Origin of the sequence: Chromobacterium alkanivorans (assembly GCF_016937655.1) — a bacterium.
GTDB lineage: Bacteria > Pseudomonadota > Gammaproteobacteria > Burkholderiales > Chromobacteriaceae > Chromobacterium > Chromobacterium alkanivorans.
On sequence record NZ_JAFHKL010000002.1, the window covers coordinates 45,686 to 59,994 of the forward strand.

At 64.8% G+C, this 14,309-nt stretch carries 17 protein-coding genes; 10 read left to right on the forward strand and 7 right to left on the reverse strand.

Features of this window, described 5'->3' with window-relative positions; all coding sequences use genetic code 11:
- The first annotated feature begins 55 nt into the window (after window positions 1-55).
- The 5 genes from JW897_RS03920 (at window position 56) to aac(6') (ending at window position 2,746) form a co-directional block, all read left to right on the forward strand.
- Window positions 56-817, forward strand: coding sequence for a substrate-binding periplasmic protein (locus JW897_RS03920; RefSeq protein WP_048415299.1), 762 nt, complete (start codon window positions 56-58; stop codon window positions 815-817).
- A 270-nt stretch (window positions 818-1,087) separates the two neighbouring features.
- Window positions 1,088-1,462 carry a DMT family transporter gene (locus JW897_RS03925; protein WP_048415300.1) on the forward strand — a complete coding sequence of 125 codons (375 nt, stop codon included), beginning with the start codon at window positions 1,088-1,090 and terminating at the stop codon, window positions 1,460-1,462.
- Window positions 1,459-1,779, forward strand: coding sequence for an SMR family transporter (locus JW897_RS03930; protein ID WP_048415301.1), 321 nt, complete (start codon window positions 1,459-1,461; stop codon window positions 1,777-1,779). The genes JW897_RS03925 and JW897_RS03930 overlap by 4 nt, the downstream gene beginning before the upstream one ends.
- Before the next feature lie 130 nt (window positions 1,780-1,909).
- Entirely contained in the window at window positions 1,910-2,068 is a 159-nt protein-coding gene (locus tag JW897_RS03935) for a hypothetical protein (protein ID WP_156187938.1), read from the forward strand.
- Window positions 2,069-2,302: 234 nt separating this feature from the next.
- Window positions 2,303-2,746, forward strand: a complete 444-nt coding sequence (gene aac(6'), locus JW897_RS03940; protein ID WP_205465226.1) for an aminoglycoside 6'-N-acetyltransferase — start codon at window positions 2,303-2,305, stop codon at window positions 2,744-2,746.
- 55 nt (window positions 2,747-2,801) lie between these two features.
- Here aac(6') and JW897_RS03945 read toward each other — a convergent pair whose 3' ends face one another.
- Window positions 2,802-3,251, reverse strand: a complete 450-nt coding sequence (locus JW897_RS03945; protein ID WP_205465227.1) for a hypothetical protein — start codon at window positions 3,249-3,251, stop codon at window positions 2,802-2,804.
- A 122-nt stretch (window positions 3,252-3,373) separates the two neighbouring features.
- Window positions 3,374-5,959 carry a bifunctional aconitate hydratase 2/2-methylisocitrate dehydratase gene (gene acnB, locus JW897_RS03950; RefSeq protein ID WP_205465228.1) on the reverse strand — a complete coding sequence of 862 codons (2,586 nt, stop codon included), beginning with the start codon at window positions 5,957-5,959 and terminating at the stop codon, window positions 3,374-3,376.
- Window positions 5,960-6,178: 219 nt separating this feature from the next.
- Between acnB and gcvA the strand changes: the two genes are divergently transcribed.
- On the forward strand, window positions 6,179-7,072 hold the full coding sequence (gcvA, locus tag JW897_RS03955) for a transcriptional regulator GcvA (RefSeq protein WP_048415307.1): 894 nt from the start codon (window positions 6,179-6,181) through the stop codon (window positions 7,070-7,072).
- A 193-nt stretch (window positions 7,073-7,265) separates the two neighbouring features.
- On the opposite strand, the gene JW897_RS03960 is transcribed toward gcvA, so the two are convergent.
- Window positions 7,266-8,039 (reverse strand): substrate-binding periplasmic protein, encoded by a 774-nt coding sequence (locus JW897_RS03960; RefSeq protein WP_048415308.1) that lies wholly within the window; start codon window positions 8,037-8,039, stop codon window positions 7,266-7,268.
- 148 nt (window positions 8,040-8,187) lie between these two features.
- Here JW897_RS03960 and JW897_RS03965 point away from each other — a divergent pair, with 148 nt between their 5' ends.
- The 3 genes from JW897_RS03965 (at window position 8,188) to JW897_RS03975 (ending at window position 10,249) form a co-directional block, all read left to right on the forward strand.
- Window positions 8,188-8,700, forward strand: coding sequence for a P-loop nucleotide/nucleoside kinase family protein (locus JW897_RS03965; RefSeq protein WP_205465229.1), 513 nt, complete (start codon window positions 8,188-8,190; stop codon window positions 8,698-8,700).
- Complete coding sequence (locus tag JW897_RS03970) at window positions 8,693-9,127, forward strand: MarR family winged helix-turn-helix transcriptional regulator (protein ID WP_205465230.1); 435 nt, start codon at window positions 8,693-8,695, stop codon at window positions 9,125-9,127. The genes JW897_RS03965 and JW897_RS03970 overlap by 8 nt, the downstream gene beginning before the upstream one ends.
- 114 nt (window positions 9,128-9,241) lie before the next feature.
- Window positions 9,242-10,249, forward strand: coding sequence for a class 1 fructose-bisphosphatase (locus JW897_RS03975; protein ID WP_048415311.1), 1,008 nt, complete (start codon window positions 9,242-9,244; stop codon window positions 10,247-10,249).
- A 69-nt stretch (window positions 10,250-10,318) separates the two neighbouring features.
- Here the strand turns inward: JW897_RS03975 and JW897_RS03980 are convergent, their stop codons facing one another.
- Entirely contained in the window at window positions 10,319-10,867 is a 549-nt protein-coding gene (locus tag JW897_RS03980) for an NADAR family protein (RefSeq protein ID WP_205465231.1), read from the reverse strand.
- A gap of 428 nt (window positions 10,868-11,295) precedes the next feature.
- Here JW897_RS03980 and JW897_RS03985 point away from each other — a divergent pair, with 428 nt between their 5' ends.
- Complete coding sequence (locus JW897_RS03985) at window positions 11,296-11,532, forward strand: helix-turn-helix domain-containing protein (protein ID WP_048415313.1); 237 nt, start codon at window positions 11,296-11,298, stop codon at window positions 11,530-11,532.
- Between the two features lie 18 nt (window positions 11,533-11,550).
- Here the strand turns inward: JW897_RS03985 and JW897_RS03990 are convergent, their stop codons facing one another.
- From JW897_RS03990 to JW897_RS04000, 3 genes are read right to left on the reverse strand one after another with little or no spacing between them, the layout of a single operon-like run.
- Window positions 11,551-12,696, reverse strand: a complete 1,146-nt coding sequence (locus JW897_RS03990) for an osmoprotectant ABC transporter ATP-binding protein OsmV (RefSeq protein ID WP_048415314.1) — start codon at window positions 12,694-12,696, stop codon at window positions 11,551-11,553.
- On the reverse strand, window positions 12,696-13,355 hold the full coding sequence (locus JW897_RS03995) for an ABC transporter permease (RefSeq protein WP_048415315.1): 660 nt from the start codon (window positions 13,353-13,355) through the stop codon (window positions 12,696-12,698). Before JW897_RS03995 ends, JW897_RS03990 begins: the two co-directional genes overlap by 1 nt.
- Before the next feature lie 10 nt (window positions 13,356-13,365).
- Window positions 13,366-14,286, reverse strand: coding sequence for a glycine betaine ABC transporter substrate-binding protein (locus tag JW897_RS04000; protein WP_048415316.1), 921 nt, complete (start codon window positions 14,284-14,286; stop codon window positions 13,366-13,368).
- Window positions 14,287-14,309: the final 23 nt, after the last annotated feature.

The window sequence follows — 14,309 nt, forward strand, 5'->3', positions numbered from 1 at the left end:
GCCGGTTTCCGTTGGGCCGCCGGCCCCGCGCCGTTCACTGGGGAGAAGCCCGCACATGCTGAAATCGCTGAGCAGCGCCGCGCTGGCCTTGTCGCTGTCGCTCCATGCCGACGCGGCCACCCTGCACTTCGTCACCCAGGATTTCCCCCCCTTCATCGAAGTGACCGACAAACCCCAGCCGCAGGGCCTGATGGTGGATACCCTGGTGGCCGTCTGCCAGCGCTTGAACTGGAGCTGCGAGATCCAGGCCATGGTGTGGCGCCGCGCCTTGCTGCTGGCCGAGGAAGGCAAGGTGGACGGCATCTTCCCGGTGCAGGACACGCCGGAGCGCAGGATATCGCTGGCCTTGAGCGCCCCGGTGTACCACAGCAGTTACGGCCTGTTCGCCACCGCCAGCTCCACCTTCCGCTACCAGCAGGCGCAGGATCTGCTCAACCACCGCATCGCGGTCTACGGCCCGTCCGTCTCTCAGAACGCCCTGGACAAGCTGATTGCCGGCCTGCCCAATATGAACATCACCGTGGAAAACAATCAGGAAACGGTGTTAAAGAAATTGGCCGCCATGCGCTATGGCGCCGAGGCGGTGGTTTTCGCCAACGAAGACGTCACTCGCTACATCATCCGGCGCGAAGCGCTGAGCGGCCTCCGCCCGCTGGCCACGATACAACCGCTGACCTATCTGTACGGTTTCCCTTTGAAATCAGTGAAACCCGGCATGGTGGCGGACTTCAACCAGGCCTTGAACGCGCTGTGCCACGACGGCACGCTGCCGCGCCTGGCGCGCCGCTACAACGTTCGCATGGCGGCCTGCAAATAGCATTTGAAAGTTTACGCTATCAATTAAATTGAACATTCATTAGCGATGTGTTATATTTGTTCAAAATATCAAACAGCCACCATAAGCGCCTCGCCATTTAGGCGCTTATCTTGCGCTTCAATGCGATAAACAACCCTTCTGCCCCATCAGGTTCACGGGGCGGTCTAAGCGATCGACTGTCTTTGCTGACGGCGTCATCCGCGCATTTCGCGGAGCGTTGTTGCGCCCTAGCGCATGTGGCTTCCGGATTTCCAATCACAGGAGCGTAGCATGCAAACACAACCGTCTTCCCAACCCTGGCTGGGCTGGGCTTTTCTACTGGTGGCCATCCTCACCGAAATCCTGGGCACGTCCTTCATGGCCTACGCCGCCCGCACCGAAAGCTATTGGGGCTACGGGGTGATGGCGGCGGCGCTGGCGCTGTCCTATTACTTCCTGTCGCTCGCCATCCGCACCATCTCCGTGGGCGTGGCCTACGCCGCCTGGGAAGCCCTGGGCCTGGCCGGCCTGGCGCTGATCGGCGTCTATCTGTTCGGCGAAACGCTGCTGACCCAGGAAATCATCGGGCTGACCTTGTCCGTGGTGGGCATCGCCTGCGTGGTGTCCGGAGAGGCCGATGAACAAACCCAGGAGCAAACCGCATGAAAACCGTATTCTATTTATTCGTAGTGTCCTCGGCCCTGATCGAAGTGGCCGCTAACCTGATGCTGGAAAAGTCCAACGGCTTCCGCAACAAGGCCTGGGGCTTCGGCGCCATCGCCATGGTCTGGGTGGCTTTCGCCCTGCTGGGCCAGGCGGTGCGCGGCATCGATCTCGCCGTGGCCTACGCGCTGTGGGGCGCGCTGGGCATCATCGGCACCGCCATCGGCGCGCGCATCTTCTTTGGCCAGCGGCTCAAGCCGCTGGGCTGGGCGGGCATGGCCATCGTCATTTCCTCGGTGGTGGTGCTGACCACCGCCTGATCAACGAGGGCGGCGCTTCGTGACGCTTTTATGACGCGCCGCCGCGCCCTACCTGTCCTATCTGAGTATGGCCACACTGGCCGTATCGGTTTAGGGTACGGGCTCCATCCAAGCAATGAAAGGCTGAGACATGCAACAGTATCAAGTCTTGAGCGGCATGAGCCAAGAGTCCTTGGACAACACCCAAGCCTTGCTCACCCTCTGCGAGCACTGCGCCAGCGATGTAGGCATCCTGGCCATCCACGGCGAAACGGATCAACCTTGCGAGCTGTGCGGCGAAGTCGATTGACGCGCCGCCGCCAACCCCACACCGGGCCGGCCATGCCGGCCCCTTGTTTTTTCAGCCGCCGCGCTTGTCGCGCCTCATAAGAACCTGTTCAAAGCCTCGCAAGCAAGGGCGAGACAGAGCGAAAACAACCGAAAAAGCGGAACGCGCAAGGGATGCGCGAGCATTTTGAGGGTACACTCGCCGTGATGCGCGTCACGAACGCGCAGCGGACTTTGAACAGCTTATAAGGACGATATGCACATCCGGGCGCTGAAACTGGCGACACTGCCGGCCTGGCAAGGCCTGCGCCAGCAACTATGGCCGCACCACTCCCCCGCCGCGCACCGCGCCGACGGCGAACGCATTCTAAGCTCCCGCCAGCTGGCGTCCTTCCTGGCGCTGGACGACGCCGGCCAGGCGCTAGGCTTCGCCGACGCCGCCATCCGGCAGGACTACGTCAACGGCTGCGACGGCAGCCCGGTGGTTTTTCTGGAAGGCGTCTTCGTCGCGCCCGCGCACCGGAAAACCGGCATCGCCCGCCAACTGGTGGCGGCGGTGCGGGCCTGGGGCCTGGAGCGCGGCTGCGCCGAACTGGCTTCCGACGCGCCGCTGGACAATCTCGCCTCGCAGCGCATGCACGCCGCGCTGGGCTTCGAGGAGACGGAAAGAGTGGTGTTTTTCAGGATGGCGCTGGATTAAACCAACTCCCCTGCCCTGTCGCGCGCCGGAGATGCAAGATTAAAAACAACCGACCTTATTCGCTCTTCGGCTTACTCATTTCAAGCGGCCATTGGGAGAAAGCCAGAAACCAAAGAGCGAGGATGCCGAAAAAGGGAAAGGCGAACAACAGGCCGGCCCACTTTGAATACCCCATTCTCGACATCACGATTCCGGACAGCACCACCGTCAGAATCGTGATCGCCGCGATCAAGAGCAAAATAATCCCGATGATCGCCATCACTTGGCTCCTTCCAACGCTGGCCATTTCGACCTTGCCAGAACCCACAGCGCCGCCAGCATGCCGAAAACCGGCACCAAGGCCAGCAGCGCATAACAAGGCGGCAAGCCCACCCGCCTGAAGATTCGCCACAAGGGATAAGCCGTCGCCAAGCCGGCAATTACAAAGTTCGTCAACAGCCCCACCAAAACCTCCCCGCTCAAAAACACCGTCGCCGGATAAAGGCCGGTATTTTAACAGGCTCATCCAGGCTGCATTTAATGAAAACACCCCGCGCCAGCGGGGTGTTTTTTGGGGTATGGCCGGGGGCATCCATTGGGACGCCCCGAAGCCTCGCCCTCGGGCGGAGCATCAAATCATTGACTTGATTACACCTTCACGGTGTCGGCCAGTTCCTGGTAGTCGGCGATCTCGTTGAAGTTCATGTAGCGGTACACTTCGCCGGCCTTCTGGTTGAGCACGCCGATGTCGGCCATGTATTCCTCCTTGGTCGGAATGCGGCCCAGACGGGAGCAGATCGCGGCCAGTTCGGCGGAACCCAGGTAGACGTTGGAGTTCTTGCCCAGACGGTTGGGGAAGTTGCGGGTGGAGGTGGACATCACGGTGGCGCCCTCCTTCACCTGCGCCTGGTTGCCCATGCACAGCGAGCAGCCCGGCATTTCCATACGCGCGCCGGCGGTGCCGAAGGTGCCGTAATGGCCTTCCGCGGTCAGCTGTTCGGCGTCCATCTTGGTCGGCGGCGCCACCCACAGTTTCACCGGGATGTCGCGCTTGCCTTCCAGCAGCTTGGAAGCGGCGCGGAAGTGGCCGATATTGGTCATGCAAGAACCAATGAACACTTCGTCGATCTTGGCGCCGGCCACGTCGGACAGGGTTTTCACGTCGTCCGGGTCGTTCGGGCAGGCCACGATGGGCTCGTGGATGTCGGCCAGATCGATGTCGATCACCGCCGCGTAGTCCGCGTCGGCGTCGCCCTTCAGCAGCTGCGGATTGGCGATCCAGGCCTCCATCGCCTTGATGCGGCGTTCCAGCGTGCGCGCGTCCTGATAGCCGTTGGCGATCATGGTCTTCATCAGGGTGATGTTGGAGGTCATGTATTCGATGATCGGCGCTTTGTCCAGATGCACGGTGCAACCGGCGGCGGAACGCTCGGCGGAGGCGTCGGACAGCTCAAACGCTTGCTCCACCTTCAGATCCGGCAAGCCTTCGATTTCCAGGATGCGGCCGGAGAAGGCGTTTTTCTTGCCGGCCTTGGCCACGGTCAGCAGGCCTTGCTTGATCGCGTACAGCGGGATGGCGTTGACCAGATCGCGCAGGGTCACGCCCGGCTGCATCTTGCCCTTGAAGCGCACCAGCACCGATTCCGGCATGTCCAGCGGCATTACGCCGGTGGCGGCGGCGAAGGCCACCAGGCCGGAGCCGGCCGGGAAGGAGATGCCGATCGGGAAGCGGGTGTGGCTGTCGCCGCCGGTGCCCACGGTGTCCGGCAGCAGCAGGCGGTTCAGCCAGCTGTGGATCACGCCGTCGCCCGGGCGCAGCGATACGCCGCCGCGGGTGGAGATGAAGGCCGGCAGTTCCTTGTGCATCTTCACGTCCACCGGCTTGGGATAGGCGGCGGTGTGGCAGAAGGACTGCATCACCAGATCGGCGGAGAAGCCCAGGCAAGCCAGGTCTTTCAGTTCGTCGCGGGTCATCGGACCGGTGGTGTCCTGGGAGCCGACGGTGGTCATCTTCGGTTCGCAGTAGGTGCCCGGGCGCACGCCCTGGCCTTCCGGCAGGCCACAGGCGCGGCCAACCATTTTCTGAGCCAGGCTGAAGCCCTTGCCGGAATCGGCCGGGGACTTGGGCAGGCGGAATTCGGCGGACGCCGGCAGACCCAGCGCTTCGCGCGCCTTGCCGGTCAGGCCGCGGCCGATGATCAGGTTGATGCGGCCGCCGGCGCGCACTTCGTCCAGGATCACGTCGGACTTGAGCGCGAAGTCGGCGATCTTCTGGCCGGCCTTCTCGATCTTGCCTTCATACGGGTAGATGTCGATCACGTCGCCCATGTCTATCTTGGACACGTCCACTTCGATAGGCAGCGCGCCGGAGTCTTCCTGGGTGTTGAAGAAGATGGGGGCGATCTTGCCGCCCAGGCACACGCCGCCGAAGCGCTTGTTCGGCACGTAGGGAATGTCTTCGCCGGTGCCCCAGATCACGCTGTTGGTGGCGGATTTGCGGCTGGAGCCGGTGCCGACCACGTCGCCGACGTAGGCGACCAGGTGGCCTTTTTGCTTCAGGTCTTCGATGAACTGCATCGGGCCGCGCTTGCCGTCTTCTTCCGGGGTGATGCCGGGACGGGCGTTCTTCAGCATGGCCAGGTAGTGCAGCGGGATGTCCGGGCGGCTCCAGGCGTCCGGCGCCGGGGACAGGTCGTCGGTATTGGTTTCGCCGGTGACCTTGAACACGGTGACGGTGATCTTCTCGGCCACGGCCGGGCGGCTGGTGAACCATTCGGCCTTGGCCCAGGATTCCACCACCTCCTTGGCGAAGGCGTTGCCCTTGTCCATCTTTTCCTTCACGTCGTGGAAGGCGTCGAACATCAGCAGGGTTTTCTTCAGGCCGTCGGCGGCGATCTGCGCCACGGCGGCGTCGTCCAGCAGGTCGATCAGCGGCTTGATGTTGTAGCCGCCCAGCATGGTGCCCAGCAGCTGGGTGGCCAGCTCGCGGGAGATCAGCGGGGATTGGGCGTCGCCCTCGGCCACGGCGGCCAGGAAGGAAGCCTTGACCTTGGCGGCGTCGTCCACGCCCGGCGGCACGCGGTGGGTGATCAGTTCGACCAGGGTGCTTTCTTCGCCCTTGGGCGGGTTTTTCAGCAGTTCCACCAGCGCTTCCACTTGCTTGGCGGACAGCGGCAGCGGCGGGATGCCCAGCGCGGCGCGCTCGGCCACGTGTTGACGGTAAGCTTCCAGCATGACTTTGGACCTTTATGGCTTGGGTTGTTGGCAGCGTCCCCGGCAAGGCCGGGACTCCGACGCTGCGGGACAATGAGGTAAGGCTTCGGCTGCGCCGTCAAGGCCGCGCGCTTGCGACGCCGAGCGACGCGGCCTTGATTTCATGCCTGAAGATTACGCTGTTAGCCGTCCGCTTTCAAACGAGTTATCGCAACATAGATTGTGAGTTAAAATCACAGCATGAGCACTTACCCCCCTCTCAACACCCTGCGTATTTTTGAGGCGGCGGCTCGGCTGGAGAGCTTTTCCGCCGCCGCCGGCGAACTCTTCGTCACCCACGGGGCTGTGAGCAAGCAGATCAAGCAGCTGGAGGATTGGCTGGGCGTGCCGCTGTTCGAGCGCAGCGGCGGCAGGGTCAAGCTGACCGACCCCGGCTGGCGCTATCTGGTGCAGGTGCAGGACGGTCTGGATCTGATCGCCAACGCCACTTCGCAGCTGCTGCAGGCGGACCGCCGGCGCCGGGTCAGCGTCAACTCCACGCCCACCTTCGCCCTGCACTGGCTGCTGCCGCGGCTCAGCCGTTTTCGCGAGCAGTTTCCGGAGCTGGAGCTGCACCTGGCCACTTCGGACCGCGACATCAGCCGGCTGGACAGCCCGTTCGACATCGCCATCCGCCGCGGCCCCGGCGACTGGCCCGGCCACATCGCCAAGCCCTTCCTCAAGGAGTGGGAGCTGCCGCTGTGCGGCCCGGCGCTGCTGGCCGCCGCGCCCATCGCCAGCCCGGCGGACCTGGCGCGCCATACCCTGCTCTACGCCGACACCCGCCCCACCGCCTGGCAGCGCTGGCTGACCCTGGCCGGGGTGCCGGAGCTGAAGCCGGCCAGCGCCCTGCACTTCGACAGTTTCTCGCTGGCCTTGCAGGCGGCGATCAACGGCCTGGGCGTGGTGCTGGGGCCGATGCCGATGGCGCAGGCGCAGATAGACGCCGGCGTGCTGCTGTCGCCGTTGCCGGCGCCGGTGGCCACGGTGCGCGATTATTGCTGGGTGGCGCCGCGCGCGGCGGCGGAGGACGCCGCCGTCGCCGCCTTCTGCCGCTGGCTGGAGAGCGAGGCCGCCCGCCCGGACGCGCCCTGAGAACCTGTTCAAAGTCCGCTGCGCTTCGTGAAGCCTTGCACGGCGAGTACCAGCTCAAAATGCTCATGTACCCCTCGTACATTCCGCTTTTTCGCTTGTTTTCGCCTTGTCTCGCTCTTGCTCGCGAGACTTTGAACAGGTTCTGAGGACCGCTTCAACGTCTGCCGCGCTGCGGCGTTGAACCGCTACGGCGTCAATGAGCGGCGGTGGGCGGCAAGCCAATCAGCTTGACGTCCATCGGCGCGGTGTCGCGCGGCAGCCATTTGTTGTAGATGCGTTTGAAGCTGCCGTCTTTCTTGACGGCGGTGAACGCGGTTTGCCAACGCTTGACCTCCGCCGGCGAGGTGCCGCGCGAAAACGCCAGATAGAGCTCCAGCGTTTCCAGCACCCGCACCACTTCCACCGCGTCCGCCGGCTGGTGGATGTCCTTCAGCACCGAGGCGACGACGAAGCCGCCCTCCGACCACATATCGTAGCGGCCGACCAGCAGCTTCTGCGCGGTGATCTGCGGGGTGGGCGCCAGATCCACCTCGATGAAGCCGGCCGCGATCGCCGCGTCGGCGAAGATGCTGCCGCGGTAAGCGCCCACTGGCCGGTGATAAATGCCGTTGCCCAGAGCCAGCAGGCCGGCCGCCTCGCCCTTGCGCGCCAGCAGCACGGTTTGCGAAATGGCGATGGGCCCGAGCAGCGTCATCTGCTTCTCCCGGGTGTCGTTGCGCCCCACGGTGAACAGCATCACGCCCGGCGTGGTCAGCAACTCCTTGTAGCCGCGCGCCCAGGGCACTACGTCGATGGCGCTGTTGTCGTGCATGCGCGCCTGGATCTCGCGCACCACTTCCACCGCCATGCCGTCCGGCACGCCGTTGTGTTGAAAGGTGATGGGCGGCCAGTCCTCGGTGTAGATGGTGATCGCCCGCGCCTGCCATGCCGTCAACAGCAATAGCAGCGCCAATATCGCTCTCGCCATGATGATTCCCCGCTCGGCTTGATCCTGTCTTTATTCATAGCCGCGCTTCGCCGTGGTTGCCGAGGAATCGCCGACCCTATCGCCGCCTGGCCTTGACGGAAAAATGCCATGGCCATATAGTTGATTGCTCAACAATCTGGAAACTAAAATGCCGACCCTACATCTGATCTACGGCCCGCAAGGCGCCGGCAAATCCACGCTGGCGCGCAAGCTGGCGGCCAGCCGCCAGGCCATCGTCTTTTCCATCGACGACTGGATGCAGACGCTATTCGGCGCGGACTGCCCGCAGCCGATCACGATGGAATGGGCGCTGGCGCGCGTGGCGCGCTGCGAAGCGCTGATCTGGCCGCTCTGCCGGCAAATCCTGGCCGCCGGCGGCGAGGTGGCGCTGGACCTGGGCCTGATGCGAGTGGCGGACCGCGAGCGTTGGCGCCGGCTGGCGGCTGAAGCCGGCTACCCGCTGCGCGATGTCTTCGTCGACGCCGAGCGCGCCGAGCGCAAGCAACGCGTGATGCGGCGCAATACCGAGGGCGGCGACACCTTTTCCTTCACCGTCAGCCCGGCGATGTTCGATGCGATGGACGCCTTGTTCGAAGCGCCAAGCGTGGAGGAAAGGCTGCGGCTGCAGGCGGATGCGGAACCGGAGCGCGCCCATGTCTGACGCCGCCGCGGAGCTGACCTTCTGCCTGCGCCTGATGCGCGCCCAGTCCGCGCTGACCCGCAAGCTGGATCAGCGGCTATCCAATCTGCACGGTCTCAGCTTTGGCGACTTCATGATCCTGCACCATCTACGCCATGCCGAGGCCGGGCGGCTGCGGCGCACCGAACTGGCCGCCTGCCTGGGATTGACGGTGTCCGGCGCCACCCGCGCGCTGCTGCCGCTGGAGAAAATCGGCCTGGTCGAACGCCAAGCCGATGCGCGCGACGCACGCGTCGGCTACGCCTGCCTGAGCCCAGCCGGCGCCGAGCTTTACCAGCACGCCCGGCTCTCCGCCGACCAGGCCTGCCGCGACGCGATGCGCGGCGTGGCCCCTGCCGACATCGAGCTGCTGCTGGCGGCGCTGGCGCCGCTGAACGGCGACGGCTGAGCCTGGCCAAGCCGCCACATGACGACTGCAAACGGCTTATCCGCTATAATGCCGCGTTGTGCCGGCGCCGCGCCGGCCTTATCATTCGCGCACCACCCAAAGCTAAGGATTGCCATGAGCCGCATCACCCTCTCCCGCTTTTTGATCGAACAGCAACGCAAGGCCGGCTCGCTGCCGCCGGAATTGCGCCTGCTGATCGAAACCGTAGGCCGCGCCTGCAAGGCCATCAGCTATTCGGTGAACAAGGGAGCGCTGGCCGGCGTGCTGGGCGAAGCCGGCACCGGCAACATCCAGGGCGAGGCGCAGAAGAAGCTGGACGTGATCGCCAACGATTACCTGCTGGACGCCAATGAATGGGGCGGCAGCCTGGCGGCGATGGCCTCCGAGGAAATGGAGCTGCCCTACCACATCCCCGGCGAATACCCCAAGGGCGAGTATCTGCTGATGTTCGATCCGCTGGACGGCTCATCCAATATCGACGTCAACATCTCGGTGGGCACCATTTTCTCCATCCTGCGCTGTCCCGAGGGCATAGACCACGCCACCGAAGACGCCTTCCTGCAGCCCGGCACCGAGCAAGTGGCCGCCGGCTACACCGTGTACGGCCCGCAAACCCTGCTAGTGCTGACCTTCGGCAGCGGCGTCAACGGCTTCACGCTGGACCGCGAACAAGGTTCCTTCGTGCTGACCCACCCGGACATGAAGGTGCCGGAAAGCACCGGCGAGTTCGCGATCAACATGTCCAATATGCGCCACTGGGAAGCGCCGGTGAAACGCTATGTGGACGAACTGCTGGCCGGCAGCACCGGCCCGCGCGGCCGCGACTTCAATATGCGCTGGGTGGCGTCCATGGTGGCCGAGGTGCATCGCATCCTGACCCGCGGCGGCATCTTCATGTACCCGCGCGACGCGCGCACCCCGGACCAGGCCGGCAAGCTGCGCCTGATGTACGAAGGCAACCCGATGGCCTTCGTCGTGGAGCAGGCCGGCGGCGCGGCCACCAACGGCCGCCAGCGCATCATGGACATCCAGCCGCAGAAGCTGCACGAGCGGGTGGCGGTGTTCCTGGGCTCCAAGGAAGAAGTGGAGCGCGTCACCGGCTATCACGCCGAACAGCAATAAACGGCTGCGCCGAACGAAAAAACCCTGTCGGATTCGACAGGGTTTTTTCTTGCCGGGCACCGTCCGCGGCTAGCGCAGGCGCTCGCGCACTTCCATCAAGGCGAAGCCCAACAGATTGCTGCCGTCCCACATCTCCGGCAGGCTGGCCTGCGGGTCGTCCTCGGCCCAGCCTATGCCCCAGATGCAGTCCACCGGGCTGGCCTCCACCAGGATGGCGTCGCCGGTGCCGCGCAGGAAATCGCCCAACGCCGGGTTTTGCTCGAACTTGGCCAGATTGCCCCGCATCACCACCTCGCAGCAGCACTGCTGCCACAAGGCGCTGTCGAAGCCGCGCACCTGGCGGCCCAAGGCCTTGGCCTCGGCCGGCGTGGCCGCGGCCAGTATCCTGCCGCGAACCTCCGCGTCTTCGAACAAGCGGGCTTTTTCCGCCATCATGTAATGCTCGGCGCTGGCGTAGCCAAGGCCGTCGATCTCGAAGCCGGCCGGGAACCACTGGCTCAGACAGCTCTTGCAGACGCCGTCCTCGTGTTTGGGCCGGTGTCCCCAGAAAAACAGAAAATCCAGGGTTTCGCCGGCCGCCGCCCGCTTGCGCAACTCACTTACTGTCCGGATCGCCATGGTCCGCGTCCTCCACTTCCTGCGCGGCCATATGCCGCAAAAAATACCAAGAGCCCCTCTTCGTCCGCTGTCGCCGCGGCGCTGAACTTCTGCATGGCCATCACTATAAGGAGCCGGAACCGGGTTAGACAAGCGCGGCGCAAAGCCCGGCCGCGCATGAATCCGCCGATTTCCACGCAAGCTGACAAAAACAATGATTAATTACCGCGCGGCGATGATTTCACCGTCTCCGCCCGCGCCCCGGGCGCAGTGGATACGCAACACCGCCCTACCAACATAGGACCGGCCACCCCGCTTGCCCATAGGTAAAACTACTCAGCGCGGCCGCAACCGTCCGCATTGCCATGCGGCGGCGTAGCGGAGTATGTTTTCCCCCATAAGCCTGTAAGCCGCTGTTGGGAAAGACATTAAAAACTGGGGAGACCGGCATGGCTATCGTGATCACGCTGGACGTCATGCTGGCGCAACGCAAGATCAAATCCAAGGATCTGGCGCTGGCCATCGGCATCACGCCGCACAATCTGTCGCTGTTGAAGCTGGGCAAGGTCAAGAGCCTGCGCCTGGACACGCTGGACGCGCTGTGCCGGCAGCTGGGCTGCCAGCCCGGCGATTTGCTCGCCCATTTGCGGGAGGCGGACCCGGCGGACGGAGAGCCTTCGGTCTGACTCTCGGCCCGCCCGGCGTCAGACCGCCGTCTGGCGCGCGCGCGCCGAGGTGCGGCCGGAATTCAGATAACCGGCGATGTAGTCTTGCGACACTTCGCCGTTGTAGCGGCCGTCGGCGTCCAGCACCGGCATCCAGGTCAGATTGTGCTCGTACAAGCGGGACAGCACCACGCGCAGGTTCTCGCCCGCCGCCGCGGTCACGCTCACCGGCTTGATCTTGTCCGCGCACACGCCGTCCGCGCCGCGCGCGTCGCGACGGCGGACAAAGCCCAGCGGCTGACCGTCGGCGTCCACCACGGTCAGGTGCATCAGATCGTTGTCGTCCATCAGGCCGTAGGCGGCCGCCAGCGGCGTGTCCAGCCTCGCGGTCAGCGTTTCCTGCTGGTCGGCCACCTCGCCGGCCTGCACCAGCAGCAGGCGCTTGAGGGTGCGGTCCTGGCCGACGAAGCTGGCGACGAAGTCGTCCGCCGGCCGCGCCAGGATCTCGTCGGAGCCGGCGCACTGCACCATGCGGCCCTGACGGAACACGGCGATGCGGTCGCCCAGCTTGATCGCTTCGTCGATGTCGTGGCTGACCAGCATCACGGTCTTGCCCAGTTGGCGCTGCATTTGCAGGAACTCGTTCTGGATCTGTTCGCGGTTGATCGGGTCCACTGCGCCGAAGGGCTCGTCCATCAGCAAGACCGGCGCGTCGGCCGCCAGCGCGCGGATCACGCCGATGCGCTGCTGCTGGCCGCCGGACATCTCGCGCGGATAACGTTGCAAGAAGCGGTTGGGGTCCAGCGCCACCATGCTCATCAGTTCGCGCGCGCGCTCGCGGCAGCGCTTCTTGTCCCAGCCCAGCATCCGCGGCACCACGGTGATGTTGTCCTCGATGGTCATATTGGGGAACAGACCGATCTGCTGGATCACGTAGCCGATCTGGCGGCGCAGCGTCACGCTGTCGATGCCGGCGGTGTCCTCGCCGTTGATCAGCACCTTGCCCGAGGTGGGCTCGATCAGGCGGTTGATCATCTTCATGGTGGTGGTCTTGCCGCAGCCGGACGGGCCCAGCAGCACGCAGATTTCGCCTTCCGGCACGTGCAGATTGACATTGTCCACCGCCTGGAAGACCTGGCCGTTTTTCTGGGTAAATTGCTTGCAGAGGTTTTGCAGTTCAATCATCAACGAATTCCTTTCGGGGTCAGCGCGCGCTGAGCGCGCAGCAACAACCAATCCATCGCGACGGCGAGCACGCTCACCGCCACCGCGCCGGCGATCAGCTTGCGAATGTCGCTCTGGCTGATGCCGTGCAAAATCAGGGTGCCCAGGCCGCCGGCGCCGACGATGGCGGCGATCGCCATCACGCCGATGTTCAGCACCACCGCGGTGCGGATGCCGCCGAAGATCAGCGGCGTGGCCAGCGGCAGCTCCACCCAGCGCAGGCGCTGCCAGAAGGTCAGCCCCAGGCCGCGGCCGGCTTCGCGCACGCCGGGCTCAAGATGGGTCAGCGCGGTGTGGGTGTTGCGCACGATGGGCAGCAGGGAGTACAGGAAGGCGGCGGTGATGGCAGGCACCGCGCCTATGCCCTGGCCGATCATGGAGAACAGCGGCACCATCAGGCCGAACAAGGCGATGGCCGGAATGGTCAGCACCACGGTGGCCAGGCCCAGCACCAGGCCGGCCAGCGCCTGGAAACGAACGATCAGCACGCCCAGGGGCACGCCCAGCAGCACCGCCAGCCCGACGGCGATGCCCACCAATCTCAGATGCTGCTCCGCCAGGGCGGCGATTTGCGGCAGGTCTTGCCAGATGAACTGGCAGGTTTGCAATAGGGTTTCCATCCGGCCTCCTTTAGATCAGGCCGCGCTGGCGCAGGAATTCGCTGGCGACTTCCTTGACCGGACGGTGTTCGATGTCCACTTTGGCGTTGAGCGCGGACATGGTGTCGTTGTCCAGCAGCGCCGCCAGCTTGTTCAGCTCGTCGGCCAGGCCGGGATTGCGCTCCAGCGTGTCGCGGCGCACCACCGGGGTGGCGGCGTAGGCCGGGAAATAAGCCATGTCGTCCTGCAGCACCACCAGGTCGAAGCCCTTGACCCGGCCGTCGGTGGTGTAGACCAGGCCGGCGTCGACGAAGCCGTCGCGGATGGCGTTGTACACCAGGCCCGGGTCCATCTGGCGGATCTGCGGCCGGCTCAATTCCATGCCGTACAGCTGCTGCATCGGCTTGAGGCCGTCCGGCCGGCCGGCGAATTCCATGTCGAAGCCCAGCTGCCAGCGCTTGGAACCGCCGTTGTTTTCATTGACCCGCCGCGCCAGGTCGGACAGGGTGCGCACGCCTTCGGCCTCGGCGCGTTCGCGCTTCATCGCCAGCGCGTAGGTGTTGTTGAGCGGCGCCGGGTTCAGCCAGATCAGCCCCAGCGGCTCGTCCAGCTTCTTCACCGTGGCGTAGGCCTCCTCGTTGCTCATTTTCTTCTGGATGCCGTGATGGATGATCAGGCCGGTGCCGGTGTAGTCCCACACCAGGTCCAGCTGGCGATTCTCCAGCGCGTTGCGCAGGATCACCGTCGCCAGGTCGGGCTTTTGCGTGACCTGGTAGCCCTTGCTGCCCAGGTACTGCGTGGTGATGTCGGACAGCAGATGCTGCTCGGTGAAGTTCTTGCTGCCCAGCACCAGGCCGGCGGCGAAGGCCGGCGCGGCGGTCAGCAAGGCCGCCAGCGCCAGCGCGCGGCGCGCCAGCCGGCGCCAGGGCGAGGAAAAAAGTGCTTTTGTCATAGATGTCCTCCGTGCGAGCGCCC